We start from the raw sequence: 16,974 nt of genomic DNA, 5'->3' as shown, positions 1-16,974 counted from the left end.
GCCGCATGGTTGCCAAGGCGCCCGAAGATGCCTACACCGCTGAACCGTTCCTCCCGGACCGCGGTGGCCTCCCAGCCCTACGCCGCGCCGCCGCCGACTGCCACGGTTGCCCCCTCCACCGGGACGCCACCCAGACCGTCTTCGGCACCGGAGACCCCCACGCGCGCGTGATGCTCGTAGGGGAGCAACCCGGTGATCAGGAGGACCGGCAGGGGAAGCCCTTCGTGGGCCCCGCCGGGAAGCTGCTCGACCGGGCCCTCGCGGAAGCCGGTATCGAGCCGGCGGACACCTACGTCACCAATGCCGTGAAGCACTTCAAGTTCACGCAGGCCGAGCCCCGGAAGCGGCGGATTCACAAGGCGCCCACCCTCCGGGAGATGACCGCCTGCGGCCCCTGGCTCGCCAAGGAGCTGGAGATCGTCGAACCGGAGTTGATCGTCGTGCTCGGGGCCACCGCGGGCAAGGCGCTGCTGGGGTCGTCGTTCCGGGTGACGCAGGTGCGGGGGAGCGTGCTGGAGGAGGAGATCCACGGGCGGCGGGAGCGGCTGGTGCCGACCGTGCATCCGTCGGCGGTGTTGCGGGCCGAGGACAGGGAGGGCGCCTACCGGGGACTGGTGGCTGATCTGGAGGTGGCGGCGAGGGTGCTGGCGTGACGAAGGTGACGTCGGAACGCGCTTGAGGCACAGTTCGGGTAATGGCTAGCCTCGCCACATGCCCCTTACCTTCACCCTGGACCCGGCCGTGACGCCCGACCTGCGGGACGGCCTGCTCGATCTGTGGGCGGATGTGTCCAACGCGGGCGGCGCCGTCGGTTTCGTCGCACCGGTGGACCCGCAGACGATCCGGCCCGAGCTGGTGAAGCACTTCGCCGCGATGGCCGAGGGGCGCACCCGGCTGCTCGTGGGGCACGACGAGGACGGCCGGGTGGCCGCGACCGCCTTCCTGACCTTCAACACGCACCGGCTGATGACCCACTGGGTCTGGGCGTACACCGTGATGGTCCACCCGCGGCACCAGGGCAAGGGGTACGGCCGTGAGCTGCTCGCCGCCACCGCGGACGCGGCCCGCACCTTCGACGGCATCGAGGCGATACGGCTGACCTGCCGCGGCGGCCTCGGCCTGGAGCGTTTCTACGGCTCCTGCGGCTACAAGGAGGTCGGCCGCATACCCGGCGCGATCCGGGTCGCACCCGGTGACGACCGCGACGACATCATCATGCTGCTGCCGCTCGGCTGACCCCCTTCGAAGATCGGGTGCCCGGCGTGCTTCACTGGACGGTGCCCCGTTTTTGAACCGGAAGAGTGGATTGACATGCTCCGCTACACGCTGATGCGCCTCGGGATCTTCGTGGGCTGCCTCGTGGTCGTCTGGGGCCTCGTCTACTCCGGCCTCGCCCCGCGCGGCCTGGGCGACTCCAACGGCATGTGGATCGTCCTGCTCTCCCTGCTGCTCTCGGCCCCCATCAGCTTCGTGGTCCTGCGCAAGGAGCGCGACCGCGCCTCGATCCAGGTCGTGCAGCGGGTCGACCGGATGAAGGCCAACCTGGACGCCAACCGCAGCCAGGAGGACGAAGCCGTCGACGAGGCGGGCCGCTCCCAGGGCCAGGCCCCGCAGACTTCCTGAGCGCAACGCCCGCGCCGCCGTGGCCGGGTGACCGTACTCTTTCCGCATGGGTGCCCTGAAGAGCAAGCGGATGCCGCGTGCCGTGCGTGAGCAGCAGATGCTGGACGCCGCCGTGGAGATCTTCGGCCGGCGCGGGTACATGGCGGCCTCGATGGACGAGATCGCCGAACTCGCCGGTGTGTCCAAGCCGTTGGTCTATCTGTACCTGAACTCCAAGGAAGACCTGTTCACGGCGTGCATCCGCCGGGAGGCCGCCGCGCTCACCGCGGCCGTGCGCGGCGGCGTCGGTACCGAACTGCCCGCCGACCGCCAACTCTGGGACGGACTGCTGGCGTTCTTCACGCACACCGCGGGCAACCCGCACGGCTGGTCCGTGCTGCATCTCCAGGCGCGTATCCACGGCGAGGCGTTCGCCGCCGAGGTCGCCGCGATGCGTGAGGAGATCGTCGCGTTCGTGACGCATCTGATCCTGGTCGCGGCCCGCGAGGCGCACCGCGACCCCGAGATGCCCGAGCGCGAGGTCGCCGGTCTCGCCGAGGCCCTCGTCGGCGCCGCCGAGTCCCTCGCCGCCTGGGCCAACACCACCCCCGACGTCGGCGCCCGCCAGGCGACGGTCACCCTGATGAACTTCGCCTGGGCGGGCCTGGGCAACCTCATGGAGGGCCGGCCCTGGCAGGCGCCGGTCGCCGTCCAGTAGGGGCCGGGCTCAGGAAGCGAGCGGTACCACCGAGCCGGACACATGCACCCGCTCCCCGCCGCACAGCTCGAACCGCTCGCCGTCCGCCGCGTACGTCACCGTCCCCGGCAGCAGCACCGGCGCCCTGAACTCCGCCCGCACCAGCACCGCCTGGGGCGTGCCGTGCGCGGCGAGACAGCGGGCCACCGTCCACATGCCGTGTGCGATCGCCCTCGGGAAGCCGAAGAGGCGGGCGGTGAGGGGGTGCAGGTGGATGGGGTTGCGGTCGCCGGACGCGGCGCCGTACCGCCGTCCGATGTCCCCGGCCAGCCGCCACTCGGCGAGTGCGGGCAACGGCTCGTGCCGCTCCGGCTCCCGCTCCTGTTCCCCACGAGCAGGGCCCGCCGTGCGGTGCCGTGCCAGATAGGTGCTCACCGACTCCCATACGACGTCCTCGCCCACCCTGAGCTCGGTGACGACCGCCGCCTCCGTACCGCGTCGGTGCGGTGCCAACCCGTCGACGTACACGGTGAGTTCGTACTCTCCGGAGGCCGCCGGCGCCTGGTAGCGGGTGATCTCGATCGACGTGTGCACGAGTCCGAGCAGCGGCAGCGGGAAGTCCCGCCCGCTCATCAGCCGCATGGCCAGCGGAAAGCCGAGCACATGCGGGTACGTCACCGGCAGCGCGTCCTCCCCGGTGGGGAACCCGCACACCCGCTCGTACGCCGCGAGGCGTGCGAGGTCGACGCGCAGGCGGGGCAGTACCAGCCGGGTCCGGGGGAACTCCGCGTCCGGAGCGGGCCGTTTGAAGGGGGAGCGCAGGGCGCCGGCGGCGAAAAGGGGACCGAGGGCGGGGGGCCGGGTGACAACCGACGTGTGCTCGGCGGCGCTGCCGTCGGAGCCGCCGCCGCTCGCCATGGCCCCGTCGCTGTCGGAGTACCCGCCCACTACGCCCCCAGCAGACTCTGGCCGCACACCCGCACGACCTGCCCGTTCACCGCACCGGACGCCGGATGCGCCAGCCACGCCGTCGTCTCGGCCACGTCGGCCGGAAGGCCGCCCTGCGCAAGGGAGTTCATTCGCCGCCCGGCCTCCCGGATGAACAGCGGGACCGCCGCCGTCATCCTGGTCTCGATGAACCCGGGGGCGACCGCGTTGACGGTGACCCCGTGCTCGGCCAGCGCCCGGGGTGCCAGGGAACGCACCAGCCCAACCACGCCGGCCTTGCTGGCGCCGTAGTTCGTCTGCCCGGCGTTCCCGGCGAGCCCCGCGATGGAGGCGGTCGCGACGATCCGCCCACCGGGCCGCAGCGCACCCGTCCCCAACAGCGCGTCCGTCGTGCGCAGCACGCTCGCCAGGTTGACGTCGAGCACCGAACTCCAGCGTTCCGCGGGCATGTTGACCAGCCGCCGGTCGCGGGTGATCCCCGCGTTGTGGACGAGTACGTCCAGCCCGTCGGGCAGCGCCCGCGCGATCCGTACGCCCGCGTCGGCCGCCGTGATGTCCAGCGCGAGGGCACGCCCACCGAGCCGCCCGGCCAGCCGCTCGGCATCCGCCGACGCCCCCGGCACATCGAGTACGACGACCCGCGCCCCCTCCCTCGCCAGGGTCTCGGCGACGGCCGCACCGATACCGCGCGCACCGCCGGTCACCAGAGCCGTCCGCCCGGTGAGGGGAAGCTCCCCGTCTACGTGGGTGACCTCCTGGGCGTCGGTGACCTCCTGGGCTTCGCCGACCTCGATCACCTGCCCGCTGACGTACGCGGACTTCGGCGAGAGGAGGAACCGCAGGGTCGACTCGGCGGCGACCGCGGAGGTCAGCCGTACCAGGTTGACCGTCCTGCCCCGCCCGATCTCCTTGCCGAGCGACCGGGTGAACCCCTCCAACGCCTGCTGGACGGCGGCCTGGTGATGGTCGAGGGGATCGAGCGGCGCCCCCAGGACGACGACCCGTCCGCTCTCGGCGACCGACCGGACGACAGGGTGCAGAGCCGAGTGCACCTCCGCGAGCCCTTCGACGTCCTGCACCCCGGTGGCGTCCAGGACGACCGCGGCGGGTGCGTCCGAGGGAGCTGGGAACTCCAGCCCGGAGAGCCGCGACTTGCCAGCGGTGAGGTGCAGCACCCCGCCACCGAACCCGGGAGCCTCCGCCGACCACCGCCGCAGCGAAGCGGGCTGTGGAAGCCCCAGCCGACGGGTGAGGAACCGACCGGGCGCGGTAGCGGTGAAGGTCAGATAGCGGTCGGCCATGTCCCCGTCTCCCCGTGCGGCGAGTTGCTTACTCCGGAGTCAGGTTACCCGAGGTAAGGCCTGGAGAGGGTGGGCCGGAAAGTGAAAAAGGTTCACCATACCGCTCAGTAGCGCCCCAGCGGCCGGAAAAGCCACGACACTGCACATCCCCGACGCCGGACCATCTCGGGATCCTCACGAACTCGTCACCGCGGAGCCGTACGCTCACCTCCCCGACCTGCGCAACTCCCCCGCAGGGAGCCTGTGTTGAAGCTCTGGAGCCGCCCGTGCCCCCCGCGCACCAGCCCGCTGCGACGGCGGTCCACGCCACGACGTACGACGGCGCACCGGTCCTCGTGGAGCCGGAGATCCAGAGCTGGGACGGCGCGGTCCGCGAGGTCTCCGTGCCGCCGTTCGTCCCGTCGACGACACACGGCTCGCTCGCCGAACTGCCCTTCGACAACGCCCGCGTCGCCCCGGACGACCGGATCCTCAGCCGCCGTACCGAGAACGGCCGTTGGGCGGACGTGACCGCGGCCCGGTTCGCCGAGGAGGTCCAGGCGGTCGCCAAGGGCCTGATCGCGGAGGGCCTCGCGCCCGGCGACCGGCTCGCCGTGATGGCGCGGACCGTCTACGAGTGGACGGTCCTCGACTTCGCCGCCTGGGCCGCGGGCCTGGTCACCGTCCCGATCTACCCCACCTCCTCGGTCTTCCAGGCCCGTTGGATCCTCCAGAACTCCGGCGCGGTCGCTCTCGTCACCGAGACCGCCGAGCAGGCCTCCGCCCTCGGCCCGGAGCTCAGCCAGTTGCCCGACCTGCGGCACATGTGGGTCATCGGGCGCGGTCATGTGGAGCGGCTCGCGGAGCGCGGCACCGAGGTGCCGGACCAGGAAGTCGCCGTACGGCGGGGCATGTTGAGCCCCGACACGCTGGCCACCGTCGTCTACACCTCGGGCACCACCGGCCGTCCCAAGGGCTGCGCGCTCACCCACGGCAACTTCCTCTCCGAGGTCGACAACGCGATCGAGCTCCTCTACCCGGTCTTCCGGTCGCGGACCAGCGAGGAGGCGGCGATCCTGCACTTCCTGCCGATGTCGCACATCTTCGGGCGCATGGTCGCGGTCGCCTGCATCCGCGCCCGGGTACGCCTTGGGCACGCGCCGAGCCTGAAGTCGGAGGAGCTCCTGCCCGACCTGGCGAGCTTCCGGCCGACCTGCCTGATCACCATCCCGTACATGCTGGAGAAGGTGTTCAACGTGGCCCGCGCCCGGGCCGAGACGGGCGGCCGGGTGACCGCCTTCGACCGTGCGGTGGGTGTGGCCCACCGCTACGGCGAGGCGCTGGAGGCCCGCCACGCGGGCACCGGCCCGGGGCCGGGCGCCGCGCTGAAGGCGGCCCGCACCTTCTACGACCCGCTGGTCTACCGCCGGATCCGCAACGCCATGGGCGGCAGGGTCCGTTACATGATCTGCGGCGGCTCCCCGCTGGGCCGACGGCTGTCCTCGTTCTATGCGGGCGCGGGGATCGAGATCTACGAGGGCTACGGCCTGACGGAGACGACCGGCGCGGCCACGGTGACACCGCCGCTCAAACCCCGTATGGGGTCCGTGGGTTGGCCCCTGCCCGGCACCCGGGTCCGGATCGCGGCGGACGGCGAGATCCTGCTGGCCGGCGACCATGTCCTGCGCGGCTACTGGGACCCGTACGGCGACGGACTCGCCCCCGCGACCGGCGACGGCTGGCTGCCCACCGGCGACCTCGGCCACCTGGACGCGGACGGGTACCTGTACATCACGGGCCGCAAGAAGGAGATGCTGATCACCGCGGGCGGCAAGAGTGTCGCCCCGGCCCCGCTGGAGAACTGGCTCCGGGCCCACCCCCTGATCTCCCAGGCCATGGTCGTCGGCGACGGCCGCCCCTACATCTCGGCGCTGATCACCCTCGACATGGAGGGGGTCGGCCATTGGCGCCGGATGAACGGCAAACACCCGGTCCCCGCCGAACTCCTCCTGGACGACGACGAATTGAGGGCGGTTCTGCAACGCGCGGTGGACGAGGCGAACAAGCTGGTCTCCCGCCCCGAGTCCATCCGCCGCTTCACCGTGCTGCCCGTGGACCTCACGGAGGAGGCGGGCCACCTGACCCCGTCGATGAAGCTCAAGAGGGACGTCGTCGCCGAGGAGTTCGCGCAGTGGATCGAGGACCTGTACACGGGACCGGCCTTCGGCCCGACGAGACGGCGGGGCGGCTGACTCCGACACGGCGGGCTGAAACCGGGAGCCGACCTCGGCTCACAAGGCCTGGGGGAGCTGTCCCCGGCCCACATGGGTCGGGCCGGTACCTGCGCCTCGGCCCGAAGGGCTGGGGTCGGGAGCTGCCCCTCGGCCTACAAGGGGGGCCGGGTTTTCTGCCCCTGGGCTCGCTGGGCTCGGGCCGGGAGCTGCCTGCGGTTTCCGAGGGTTGGGCTGGTTCCTGTCTCCGGTCCGCTGGTCTGGGGCTGGGAGCTGACCTCGGCTTACAAGGGCCGGGGGGGGTGGCCTCCGGCCCACCTGGGTCGGGCCGGGATCTGCCTCTCGGCCCGAAGGGCTGGGGTCGGGAGCTGACCCGCCGGCCCGCAAGGGGAACGGGGTTTCTGGTCCCGGTTCACTCGGCTCGGGCCGGGAGCTGACCCCAGATCACAAAGACCGACACAGGAGCTGACAGACGTTCACTTCCGGGTCGATACTGCACAGGCCCGGCCCCGAAACACCGCGGAATCCGCACGGACCCCCCATGAGGGCACCCTAGGATCGCCATGTTAACCGGCGGTAACCCCCGGGGCCGTACACCCCCTGTGAACGCCCAGGCACACATCGCACGTACAACCTGCAGTAAGTGCGGAATCCAGCTGCACGCCCCAGGAGTCGCTCATGTCCCTCTCCTACACGTCCGGTACCGATTACGACGGCGAACCGGTGCTCGTCGCGCCCGAGATCGTGCGACTGGACGGAGAGGTCCGCGAGGTGTCGGTCCCGCCGCTCGCCCCGCCGGTGACCCACGGTTCGCTCGCCGACCTGCCGTTCGACAACGCCGAGGCGGCTCCGGACCAGCGGGTGATGAGCCGCCGTACGGAGGCCGGCGGCTGGATCGACCTGACGGCGGCCGAGTTCGCGCAGCAGGTGCTGGCGGTGGCCAAGGGCCTGATCTCCGAGGGTCTGATGCCGGGCGACCGTATCGCGATCATGGCGCGCACGACGTACGAGTGGACGCTCCTCGACTTCGCCGCCTGGGCCGCCGGCCTGGTCACCGTCCCGGTCTACCCCACCTCCTCGGTCTACCAGACCCGCTTCATCCTCCAGGACTCCGGCGCGGTCGCCCTGGTCACGGAGACCGCGGGCCAGGCCTCCGCCCTAGGCCCCGAACTGAGCCGCCTGCCCGACCTCCGCCACATGTGGATCATGGAGAAGGGGCATGTGGAGCGGCTGGGCGAACTCGGCCAGTCCGTTCCCGAGCAGGAGATCGGCGTACGACGCGGGATGCTCGGCCCGGCCACGGTCGCCACCGTCGTCTACACCTCCGGCACCACCGGCCGCCCCAAGGGCTGTGTCCTCAGCCACGGCAACTTCCTCACCGAGGTCGACAACGCGGTCGAGCTCCTCTACCCGGTCTTCAAGGGGAAGTCGGACGAGAACCCGGCCACGCTCCTCTTCCTGCCCATCTCGCACGTCTTCGGCCGGATGGTCGCCATCGCCTGCGTCCGCGCCCGGGTACGGCTCGGGCACGCGCCGAGCCTCCAGGCGGAGGACCTGCTGGAGGACCTCGGCACCTTCAAGCCGACCTTCCTCCTCGTCATCCCCTACATGCTGGAGAAGGTCTTCAACAACGCCCGCGCGAAGGCGGAGAGCGGCGGCCGGGTCGCCGCGTTCGACCGCGCGGCGAGCGTCGCCGTCCGCTACGGCGAGGCCATGGAGTCCCGCCACGCGGGCACCGGCTCGGGACCGAACGCGGCCCTGAAGACGGCCCGCACCTTCTACGACCCGCTGGTCTACCGCCGTATCCGCAACGCCATGGGCGGCCGGATCCGCCACATCATCTCCGGCGGTTCCCCGCTCGGCCGCCGCCTCGCCGCCTTCTACGCGGGCGCGGGCATGGAGATCTACGAGGGCTACGGCCTGACGGAGTCCACGGGCGCGGCCACGGTCACGCCCCCGCTGAAACCCCGCCTCGGCACGGTCGGCTGGCCGCTGCCCGGCACCCGCGTGCGGATCGCGGCGGACGGCGAGATCCTGCTCAACGGCGGCCAGGTCTTCCGCGGTTACTGGGACCCGTTCGGCGAGGGAGTGGCCCCCGCCTCCGCCGACGGCTGGTTCCCGACGGGCGACATCGGACAGCTGGACGACGAGGGCTATCTGACGATCACCGGCCGCAAGAAGGAGATCCTGATCACGGCGGGCGGCAAGAACGTGGCCCCGGCGCCGCTGGAGAACTGGCTCCGCTCCCACCCGCTGATCTCCCAGTGCATGGTGCTCGGCGACCGCCGCCCCTACATCTCCGCCCTGATCACCCTCGACATGGACGGCGTCAACCACTGGCGCCAGATGAACGGCAAGCACCCCGTCCCGGCCGAACTCCTGGTCGGCGACGAGGAGTTGCGCCACATCCTGCAGCGAGCCGTGGACGAGGCGAACAAGCTGGTCTCACGCCCCGAGTCGATCCGCCGCTTCACCATCCTGCCGACCGACCTCACCGAAATGGACGGCCATCTGACCCCGTCGATGAAGCTCCGGCGCGAGGCCGTGATGCGGGACTTCGCGAAGGAGATCGAGGGCTTGTACGAGCGCTGAGCGTTTCTTCACCAGCCCAGGCAGACGCAGGGGTCGCAGGGGCCCTCCTCAGCGCAGGACGTCCTTCGTCAACACCCCCTGCTGGGTAGCGAGCAGATGGTCGTAGTGCTCGCCGCCGGGCCCGCTCAGCCGGTACCGCTCGCTCGTCGTGGCTACCGCGTGCCGGTCCTCGCGGGCCACGCCGAGCGTGAAGGTGGCGTCGCCGTTGTAGGTGTCGTCGACGCGGGTGGCGTCGAGGCGGGCGCGGTCGGCGACGGACATGACGACCCGTAGACGGTTCGCGCTGTCGATGGTGGCGCGGCCGTCCAGGGCGTAGTCGCGATCCGTCCGGGACAAGTGCCCGTTACGGGCGACGACTTGGTGGTCGGTCCACGTGCCGGTCAGGTCGTCGGTGTTCTCGTCGGGCGTCCACTGGTGGTCGATGGCCGTGGTCAGCGTCCGCTCGACGGTCGTGGTGACCCGGCCGTGGGAGGTGTCGAGGTATCCGGTCACCTTGAGCCGGTCCTTGCCGTCGGTGACCAGATGCCGGAGCGAGCCGTCGGTGAAGGTGTTGCCGACGGCCGGGTCGGTCTTCTCGTACGACGTGACAGCCCCCGTCACCACCGACCTGTGGGCGTCCTGCCACACCAGGACGTTGGTCGGCGCACTCCACCCGCTCTGCCCGGCCGGCACTCCGACCACCTTCACGTCCACGGTGTGCGCCCTGCCGTCGTTGAGGAGACCGGCGAACGGGGTCAGGTCGAAGGTGAGCGGACGTACGTCGAAGGCGGTGGGGGAGGGAATCACCGACCACAGATAGGGCGACCAGCCCCCGGTCCACACGTTCGGATACGGAGACGCGATCCCGGCGACCTTCCCGTCGACACTCACCTGCACCTCACGGTACGGCCCGTCGTCCCCGCCCTGGCAGGAGTACGACGCGTTCGGGGTCGTGGCCGAGTACCAGAACTCCTCGCAGCCGCCGCCCGATCCGGTGGCGTACACCTCGGCGAGGATGCGCTCGGAGTTGCGCGGGGTGGTGAGGGAGGCGCCGGTGGTGACACTGTCGCCGTCGCTGAGGGGGATGACCTGGTCGGGAGTGTCCGTGCTGCTGCCGTGCCGCTCGGGCGCGTAGAAGGTGAGCGTCACCTTGACGTCGAGAATGCCGGTGTAGGTGTCGTTGACAACGTTGCCGATGAGCATGTCGACGTTCTGCGCGCTGCTCAGCGTCTTCTCGTACTCGGTGACGTCCTTCTCGACGGACCAGTTGATCCCGTCCTGCGAGGGCTCGGGCGTCGACGTCCGGAAGACCTGCACCCCACCGATGTCCAGATACCCGAGCCGGTCGTACTGCCGCCCCTTCACGTGCCCGTCCATTCGCAGCACGACCTTCGACCACCGCCCCGGCGTCCCGCATCCGGTCGGTGGCGTGTACGTCCCCGTGTAGGGCGTGAAGTCCTTGAACTGCGCCTCGGCGACGGTGACTTCGCACGCTTTGGTGTGCGGGGTGCTGATCGGTGGGGCGGCGGTGACGGGGTCGTGGTAGTCGGTCCCGAACTCGACGGGGACCGTGGTGGCGGACGCCGTGCCCATCGACAGGGCGAGAGCGGCGAGTGCGCCGGTCAGCGTGGCCAGTGTCCTGCCCGGACGTATCGGGGATCTCTTGGGTCTCATAGGGCGCAGTGAACACACGGAACACGACCGCGGCCAAGGGGACTTGGAGAGGTCTTGACCAATTCCGGAGGGGAAAAGTGCACGGTCGCGCCTGGACCGGCGATGCGAGGAACTCGTGTCGAGCGCCACACAGGAGCCCCATACGTGTCTGGTACTTTGCGGCCGAAAAGCTAGAGGTTTCAAGTAATCCGCAACCTCCGCGAGTTCCCAAGGAGATCGATCATGGTTGGTGCCAGGCATCCGCAGCGCAGGGCCATACTCACCGGTGGCCTCGTGGCCTCCGCCGCGCTGATCACCGGATGCTCGTCGAAGGCGGCCGACTCCAAGGCGCCGACTACGGCGGCAGAGGTGGCGGCCACGGGGGCCTCCGCGACCCCGACCGTCCGTCCTGACTCTCCCTGGTCGGCCTTCGCGCGCCTCATGGAGGGCAACAAGCGCTGGGTGGACGGTACGCTCCAGCACCCCGACCGGGACCCCGCGCGCCGCGCGTACGTCGCCGCCGAGCAGGACCCCTACGGCGTGATCCTCTCCTGCATCGACTCCCGGGTGCCGCCGGAGCTGCTCTTCGACACCGGGCTCGGCGACCTGTTCGTGCTGCGCACCGGCGGACAGGTGGTGGCACCGGTCGTCACCGGCTCCGTCGAGTACGGGCCGATGACGTCGGGGACCCCGCTGATCGTCGTGCTGGGGCATCAGAACTGCGGCGCCATCAAGGCGGCGTACAAGGCGCTCAAGGACGACAAGCCGCTGCCGGGCACCCTCCAGACCATCGCCGAGGCCCTGAGGCCGGCGTACGAGCAGACGGCCAAGGGCGAGTACGCCGACCCGGTCGACGCCATGATCCGCATCCACACCAAGCAGACCTCCGCCGCCCTGCGGACCAACAGCGACCTCGGGCCGATGGTGAAGAAGGGCGACCTGGCCGTGGTCAGCGCGTACTACTCCCTGGACACGGGCCGGGTGGAGGTCCTCACGGGCGCGCCGTCCGCCTGACGAAGACGGACCAGGCGGTGGGGGAGAGGGTGACGTTCGGGCCGGTGGGGTGCTTGGAGTCGCGGAGGTGGACGGTGGTGGGGGTGACGGCGACTTCGAGGCATTCGCCGCCCTCGCCACTGCTGTAGCTGGACTTGCGCCAGGTGTAGGCGACTTCGAGGCATTCGCCGCCTTCCCCGTCGCTGTAGCTGGACTTGAACCAGGCGAGCTGCTCGATGTTCATAGCTCCTCCAGCTTCCGCTCGATCAACTTCCGTGATTCCGACGGAGATAGTGCCATCGCCCGCATGATCCCATAGCGGTCGGCGATCTTCCGGACCTCTTCCGAATCGGTGATCAGCCGGGGGTACCCCTGGGTCTCCGTGTACGCAACCTGCCCGTGTCCCTTGGGGACCAGAAGGTTGAACGCGCTGTCCAGGTTGGGGTGTTCCTCCACCTGGGTCGGCATCACCTGGATCTCGACGTTCTGCATGCGTCCGACGTGCAGTAGGCGCCGAAGCTGGTCCGTGTGCACGCTTCGCCCGCCGATCGGCCGGTCGAGCAGGACCTCTTCGAGGATGTAGCTCACGATCGGCGCCGGCCAGCGCTCGAAGACCTGCTGCCGGGACAGCCGGTCGGCGACCCGCTTCTCAATCGTCTCCTCGCTCAGGAACGGTCGCCTTTTCGCGAACACGACCCGTGCGTGGTCCTCCGTCTGCAACAGACCCGGCACCCCGCTGTTGGCATAGAAGTGCAGCTCAACCGCCTCCGCCTCCAACCCGGCGTAACTGCGATACCACTCCGGATGCCGTGTCCGAACCCTCGCCCCCGCCTCCTCGACCTCCGGGACGACCTCTTTCAACAGGCCCCCGGCATCGAGCAGTTCATCCGCCTTGATGAGCACCTCGGGGCGCAGCGTCCGCACCCCCCGCTCCATGGCGGAGATGGCGTCCGGGCCGTACCCCACCAGCTCCCCGAACTCCTTCTGTGTAAGCCCCTTCCGCTCCCGCAGGAACTTCACCATCTTGCCCAGCGCGACAAAGAGCCCCGCCGTACCGTCCGCCTCCGCAGGCGTCTCCGGCCTCCGCTCACCCACTCGCCCCACCCCTCCCGCCCGACACCCCGTACACCGAACCCACCGCACCCGTACAACTACCCAGCGTCGCCAAGTCGCTCCTGGTCAGCGTAGATTCAACCCAGCACGCTGAGTCACGTGAACGCCGAAATCTCCACCGCCACCGACGAACTGACCCAGCGTCTGAGCGCCACCCCACGAGGCGCCCGCCTGGCCCGCAGGCTCACCGCCACCCAGCTCACGGTGTGGGGCCACCCCCACGACAGCGAGGCGAACGACACCGCCCAGCACCTGGTCGCGGAGCTCGCCGCCAATGCCGTAACCCATGGACGCGTGCCCGGAAGGGACTTCGAGCTGCGCCTCCTGCGCCTCCCCGGCAGCACCCTCCGTATCGAGGTGAGCGACCCGAGAGGCGACCGCCGACTCCGCTTCGTCACCGGCGAGCCGGACGGCGAACACGGCCGCGGCCTGATCCTCGTCACCCTCCTCGCCGACACCTGGGGTGTCACCGAGCGGGACGTCGGCAAGACGGTGTGGGCCGAGATCGGCCTGGGCGGACGGTGACTTGGTACAACCATTACCCGCCGCGGCGAGTCTTCTCCTGGCCAGCCCATGATCACGACCACCGCAGGAGACACATGTCCACGCGCACCAGCCTCCGCCTGGCGCTCGCCACAGCCACCGCCGTGTCCCTGACCGGCGGGCTGCTCAGCCTCTCGGTGGGCGCCGCGAGTGCGGCCACCCCGGCGAAGTACGCCGACGACTTCAACGGGGACGGCTACCGCGACTATGCCGTCGCCGGCCTCGGCGGGGACGTCACGGTGACGTACGGGACGGCCACCGGCGTCGGTACCACCAAGAAGACGTTCACCCAGTCCAGCGCGGGTATCCCGGGAACCGTCGGTGACGCGGGCGGTTACGCGGACGCGTTCGGCGAGGACATCGCCACCGCCGACCTCAACCGCGACGGATACGCCGACCTCGCCGTCGCCGACCGCTCCGAGAAGGTGAGCGGCAAGGCGGGCTCCGGCGCGGTGACCATCTTGTGGGGCAGGAGGACCGGCCTCACCGGCAGCGACGCCACCCGTCTCAAGGTCACCGCCCGTACCGACCAGGGCTTCGGGAAGGCGATAGAGACCGGTGACTTCAACGGTGACGGCAAGGCCGACCTGGCCGTCGCCGACGCCTTCAAGTCGGTCTACGTCTACCGCGGCGGCTTCGCCAAGTCCGGTACGACGGGCAAGGTCACCAAGCACACCCGCGACGCCACCTTCGAGACCACCGGCCTGGTCGCCGGCAAGGTCACCAAGGACAAGGCGACCGACCTCTACCTCCTGGGCCAGGGCTACCACAGTGACAAGATGACCCAGGACGCGTGGTTCCTGCGGGGCGGCTCCACCATCAAGCCCGGCAAGGCCACCGTCGTCAACGGCTCGACCCCCGACTACGGCCCCACCGGTGTCGTCGCCGACTTCAACAAGGACGGCTACGGCGACCTCGCGGTCAGCGACACCCGGTACAACAACAAGGCCGGCTCGGTGGTCGTCTGGCGCGGCGGCAGCACCGGCCCGACGACGAAGTACCGGCTCACGCAGTCCACTTCGGGCGTGGTTTCGGCCGCCACGGCGCGCGACTACTTCGGCTCCGCACTCTCCGCCGGGGACACCAACGGCGACGGCTACCCGGACCTGGCGGTCGGCGTGCCCTACGAGGAGATCAACTCGGTGAAGGACGCGGGCGGCGTCCACGTCCTGCGCGGCGGCAGGTCCGGCCTGACCGGAAAGAACTCCCAGTGGTTCTCGCGCGCGACGGCGGGCGTCCCCGGGAACCCCGAGCAGTACGAGAACTTCGGCTCCCTCGTCCGCCTGCGCGACATCGACCGCGACGGCGACCAGGACCTGCTGGTGTCGAGCAACTACTACGACCCGGCCGTGCTGCTCCCCGGCACGGCTTCCGGCATCAAGACGACCAGCGCCCAGGAGGTGGGCGTGGTGGCCGCGTTCCCGCAGTAGTGATCAAGCCGCCATGGTTATTGACTTCTCAAGACCCCCGCAGGACGTTCCGGACCCTTCGTCCATACCAACCGCAGGGGGACCCGACCATGAGCGTGACCCGAAGACACCTGCTGGCCGCCGGTGCCGGGGCGGCGGCCGTCGCCGCCGGTGTGCAACAGGGCGCGAGCGCCGCCGACCTGCCCACACTCGGCACGTACGACGTCGTCGTCATCGGCTCCGGCGCCGCAGGCATGACCGCCGCACTCACCGCCGCGAAGCAGGGGCTCACGGCCGTCGTACTCGAGAAGGCACCCACCTTCGGCGGATCCGCCGCCCGCTCCGGCGCCGGGATCTGGATCCCCAACAACCCGGTCGTCCTCGCGGCCGGTGTGCCCGACACCCCGGCCAAGGCGGCCGCCTACCTCGCCGCCGTGGTCGGCCCGGACGTTCCCGCGAGCCGCCGCCAGGCCTTCCTCGCCCACGGCCCCGCCATGATCTCCTTCGTCATGGCCAACAGCCCCCTCCGCTTCCGCTGGATGGAGGGCTACAGCGACTACTACCCCGAGCTCACCGGCGGCCTCCCCAACGGCCGCTCCATCGAACCCGACCAGCTCGACGGCAACCTCCTCGGCGCCGAACTCGCCCGCCTGAACCCGCCGTACCTCGAAGTCCCCGCCGGCCTGGTCGTGTTCAGCGCCGACTACAAGTGGCTCGCTCTGTCCGCCGTGAACGCCAAGGGCGCCGCCGTCGCCGCCGAATGCCTGGCGCGGGGCACCAGGGCGGCCGTACTCGGTCAGAAGCCGCTCACCATGGGGCAGTCGCTCGCGGCCGGCCTGAGGAAGGGCCTCCTGGACGCGAACGTGCCCGTCCGCCTCAACACCCCCCTCACCGAGCTGTACGTCGAGAACGGCACCGTCGCCGGAGCGGTGACCCCCGGCGGCCTCTACCGCGCCCGCCGGGGCGTGATCGTCGGCTCCGGCGGCTTCGAGCACAACGCGGCGATGCGCGCCCGGTACCAGCGCCAGCCCATCGGCACGGAGTGGACCGTCGGCGCGAAGGAGAACACCGGGGACGGCATACGGGCGGGCCAACAGGCCGGCGGTGCCCTCGCGTTGATGGACGACGCCTGGTGGGGACCGGCCATCCCGCTCCCCGGCGACCCTTACTTCTGCCTCGCCGAACGCACCCTCCCCGGCGGACTCCTCGTCAACGCGGCCGGCCGGCGCTTCGTCAACGAGGCCGCCCCCTACAGCGACGTCGTCCACACCATGTACGACCGCAACCCGACCGACCCCGACATCCCGTCCTGGCTGATCGTCGACCAGAACTACCGCAACCGGTACCTCTTCAAGGACATCGCGCCGACCTTCGTGTTCCCCGACGACTGGTACAGCTCCGGCGCCGCCCACAAGGCCTGGACCCTCGACGCCCTCGCCGGTTCCATCGGCGTCCCGGCCGCCGCCCTCCGCGCCACCGTGGACCGCTTCAACTCCCTTGCCCTGAAAGGCGACGACACGGACTTCGGCCGCGGGGACAGCGCCTACGACCACTACTACACGGACCCCGCCATCCTCCCCAACTCCTGCCTCGCCCCCCTCTGGCTGCCCCCGTACTACGCCCTGAAGATCGTCCCCGGCGACCTGGGAACGAAGGGCGGCCTGGTCACCGACGCCCGCGCCCGCGTCCTACGCCCCGACGGCTCCGTCATCCCCGGCCTGTACGCCGCCGGGAACGCCAGCGCCGCCGTCATGGGCCACAGCTACGCGGGCGCGGGCTCGACGATCGGCCCGGCGATGACGTTCGGGTATGTCGCGGCGCGGGACATCGCCGGGGTGCTCTAGGGCCTGTCCGGCGGATCATGCCGGCGGCGCGGGGTCTGGCACGCGCATCTGCCGCGTTGTCGTCACTCGCCGACGCTCCGCGTCGACTCC

15 protein-coding genes are annotated in these 16,974 nt (G+C 70.6%); 10 read left to right on the top strand and 5 right to left on the bottom strand.

Going from position 1 to position 16,974, the window contains the following annotated elements; translation table 11 throughout:
- Positions 1 to 5: 5 nt before the first annotated feature.
- The 4 genes from AB0D34_RS38870 to AB0D34_RS38855 all read left to right on the top strand — a co-directional run bounded on the left by AB0D34_RS38870 (position 6) and on the right by AB0D34_RS38855 (position 2,320).
- Complete coding sequence (locus AB0D34_RS38870) at positions 6 to 653, top strand: UdgX family uracil-DNA binding protein (RefSeq protein WP_362670990.1); 648 nt, start codon at positions 6 to 8, stop codon at positions 651 to 653.
- 58 nt (positions 654 to 711) lie between these two features.
- Positions 712 to 1,236, top strand: a complete 525-nt coding sequence (locus tag AB0D34_RS38865) for a GNAT family N-acetyltransferase (RefSeq protein WP_362670796.1) — start codon at positions 712 to 714, stop codon at positions 1,234 to 1,236.
- 75 nt (positions 1,237 to 1,311) lie between these two features.
- On the top strand, positions 1,312 to 1,623 hold the full coding sequence (locus AB0D34_RS38860) for a DUF4229 domain-containing protein (RefSeq protein WP_362670793.1): 312 nt from the start codon (positions 1,312 to 1,314) through the stop codon (positions 1,621 to 1,623).
- Between the two features lie 46 nt (positions 1,624 to 1,669).
- Positions 1,670 to 2,320, top strand: coding sequence for a TetR/AcrR family transcriptional regulator (locus AB0D34_RS38855; protein WP_362670791.1), 651 nt, complete (start codon positions 1,670 to 1,672; stop codon positions 2,318 to 2,320).
- A gap of 9 nt (positions 2,321 to 2,329) precedes the next feature.
- On the opposite strand, the gene AB0D34_RS38850 is transcribed toward AB0D34_RS38855, so the two are convergent.
- The gene (locus AB0D34_RS38850) at positions 2,330 to 3,217 is read right to left on the bottom strand and encodes a MaoC/PaaZ C-terminal domain-containing protein (RefSeq protein ID WP_362670988.1); all 888 of its coding nucleotides are present in this window, start codon (positions 3,215 to 3,217) and stop codon (positions 2,330 to 2,332) included.
- Between the two features lie 29 nt (positions 3,218 to 3,246).
- A complete protein-coding gene (locus AB0D34_RS38845; protein ID WP_362670788.1) occupies positions 3,247 to 4,548 on the bottom strand; it encodes a 3-oxoacyl-ACP reductase in 1,302 nt (433 codons plus the stop codon).
- Between the two features lie 266 nt (positions 4,549 to 4,814).
- On the opposite strand from AB0D34_RS38845, the gene AB0D34_RS38840 reads away from it, so the two are divergent.
- Positions 4,815 to 6,779, top strand: coding sequence for an AMP-binding protein (locus AB0D34_RS38840; RefSeq protein ID WP_362670786.1), 1,965 nt, complete (start codon positions 4,815 to 4,817; stop codon positions 6,777 to 6,779).
- A 657-nt stretch (positions 6,780 to 7,436) separates the two neighbouring features.
- Entirely contained in the window at positions 7,437 to 9,350 is a 1,914-nt protein-coding gene (locus AB0D34_RS38835; RefSeq protein WP_362670784.1) for an AMP-dependent synthetase/ligase, read from the top strand.
- A gap of 48 nt (positions 9,351 to 9,398) precedes the next feature.
- Here AB0D34_RS38835 and AB0D34_RS38830 read toward each other — a convergent pair whose 3' ends face one another.
- Positions 9,399 to 10,922 carry a peptide-N4-asparagine amidase gene (locus AB0D34_RS38830; protein WP_362670986.1) on the bottom strand — a complete coding sequence of 508 codons (1,524 nt, stop codon included), beginning with the start codon at positions 10,920 to 10,922 and terminating at the stop codon, positions 9,399 to 9,401.
- A 303-nt stretch (positions 10,923 to 11,225) separates the two neighbouring features.
- On the opposite strand from AB0D34_RS38830, the gene AB0D34_RS38825 reads away from it, so the two are divergent.
- Positions 11,226 to 11,996: a carbonic anhydrase gene (locus AB0D34_RS38825; protein WP_362670782.1), complete on the top strand. Its 771-nt coding sequence runs from the start codon at positions 11,226 to 11,228 to the stop codon at positions 11,994 to 11,996.
- Here AB0D34_RS38825 and AB0D34_RS38820 read toward each other — a convergent pair.
- The gene (locus AB0D34_RS38820; protein ID WP_362670779.1) at positions 11,974 to 12,219 is read right to left on the bottom strand and encodes a DUF397 domain-containing protein; all 246 of its coding nucleotides are present in this window, start codon (positions 12,217 to 12,219) and stop codon (positions 11,974 to 11,976) included. The two genes, AB0D34_RS38825 and AB0D34_RS38820, sit on opposite strands and share 23 nt — an antisense overlap.
- On the bottom strand, positions 12,216 to 13,070 hold the full coding sequence (locus AB0D34_RS38815) for a helix-turn-helix transcriptional regulator (RefSeq protein WP_362670776.1): 855 nt from the start codon (positions 13,068 to 13,070) through the stop codon (positions 12,216 to 12,218). Before AB0D34_RS38815 ends, AB0D34_RS38820 begins: the two co-directional genes overlap by 4 nt.
- A gap of 117 nt (positions 13,071 to 13,187) precedes the next feature.
- Between AB0D34_RS38815 and AB0D34_RS38810 the strand changes: the two genes are divergently transcribed.
- The 3 genes from AB0D34_RS38810 (at position 13,188) to kstD (ending at position 16,884) form a co-directional block, all read left to right on the top strand.
- Complete coding sequence (locus tag AB0D34_RS38810; RefSeq protein WP_362670774.1) at positions 13,188 to 13,613, top strand: ATP-binding protein; 426 nt, start codon at positions 13,188 to 13,190, stop codon at positions 13,611 to 13,613.
- A 74-nt stretch (positions 13,614 to 13,687) separates the two neighbouring features.
- Positions 13,688 to 15,061 (top strand): FG-GAP and VCBS repeat-containing protein, encoded by a 1,374-nt coding sequence (locus tag AB0D34_RS38805; protein ID WP_362670771.1) that lies wholly within the window; start codon positions 13,688 to 13,690, stop codon positions 15,059 to 15,061.
- A gap of 89 nt (positions 15,062 to 15,150) precedes the next feature.
- On the top strand, positions 15,151 to 16,884 hold the full coding sequence (kstD, locus tag AB0D34_RS38800) for a 3-oxosteroid 1-dehydrogenase (protein ID WP_362670769.1): 1,734 nt from the start codon (positions 15,151 to 15,153) through the stop codon (positions 16,882 to 16,884).
- The last annotated feature ends 90 nt before the right edge of the window (positions 16,885 to 16,974 follow it).

This window comes from Streptomyces sp. NPDC048420 (assembly GCF_040651535.1).
Taxonomy (GTDB): Bacteria; Actinomycetota; Actinomycetes; order Streptomycetales; family Streptomycetaceae; genus Streptomyces.
The sequence above is the reverse complement of the archived record's forward strand: the minus strand, read 5'-3'. Positions and strand labels throughout refer to the sequence as shown.

Coding starts and splice junctions, on each gene's coding strand:
- AB0D34_RS38870 (WP_362670990.1), top strand. CDS start 6: ATGGTTGCCAAGGCGCCCGAAGATGCCTACACCGCTGAACCGTTCCTC.
- AB0D34_RS38865 (WP_362670796.1), top strand. CDS start 712: ATGCCCCTTACCTTCACCCTGGACCCGGCCGTGACGCCCGACCTGCGG.
- AB0D34_RS38860 (WP_362670793.1), top strand. CDS start 1,312: ATGCTCCGCTACACGCTGATGCGCCTCGGGATCTTCGTGGGCTGCCTC.
- AB0D34_RS38855 (WP_362670791.1), top strand. CDS start 1,670: ATGGGTGCCCTGAAGAGCAAGCGGATGCCGCGTGCCGTGCGTGAGCAG.
- AB0D34_RS38850 (WP_362670988.1), bottom strand. CDS start 3,217: ATGGCGAGCGGCGGCGGCTCCGACGGCAGCGCCGCCGAGCACACGTCG.
- AB0D34_RS38845 (WP_362670788.1), bottom strand. CDS start 4,548: ATGGCCGACCGCTATCTGACCTTCACCGCTACCGCGCCCGGTCGGTTC.
- AB0D34_RS38835 (WP_362670784.1), top strand. CDS start 7,437: ATGTCCCTCTCCTACACGTCCGGTACCGATTACGACGGCGAACCGGTG.
- AB0D34_RS38830 (WP_362670986.1), bottom strand. CDS start 10,922: ATGGGCACGGCGTCCGCCACCACGGTCCCCGTCGAGTTCGGGACCGAC.
- AB0D34_RS38825 (WP_362670782.1), top strand. CDS start 11,226: ATGGTTGGTGCCAGGCATCCGCAGCGCAGGGCCATACTCACCGGTGGC.
- AB0D34_RS38820 (WP_362670779.1), bottom strand. CDS start 12,219: ATGAACATCGAGCAGCTCGCCTGGTTCAAGTCCAGCTACAGCGACGGG.
- AB0D34_RS38805 (WP_362670771.1), top strand. CDS start 13,688: ATGTCCACGCGCACCAGCCTCCGCCTGGCGCTCGCCACAGCCACCGCC.
- kstD (WP_362670769.1), top strand. CDS start 15,151: ATGAGCGTGACCCGAAGACACCTGCTGGCCGCCGGTGCCGGGGCGGCG.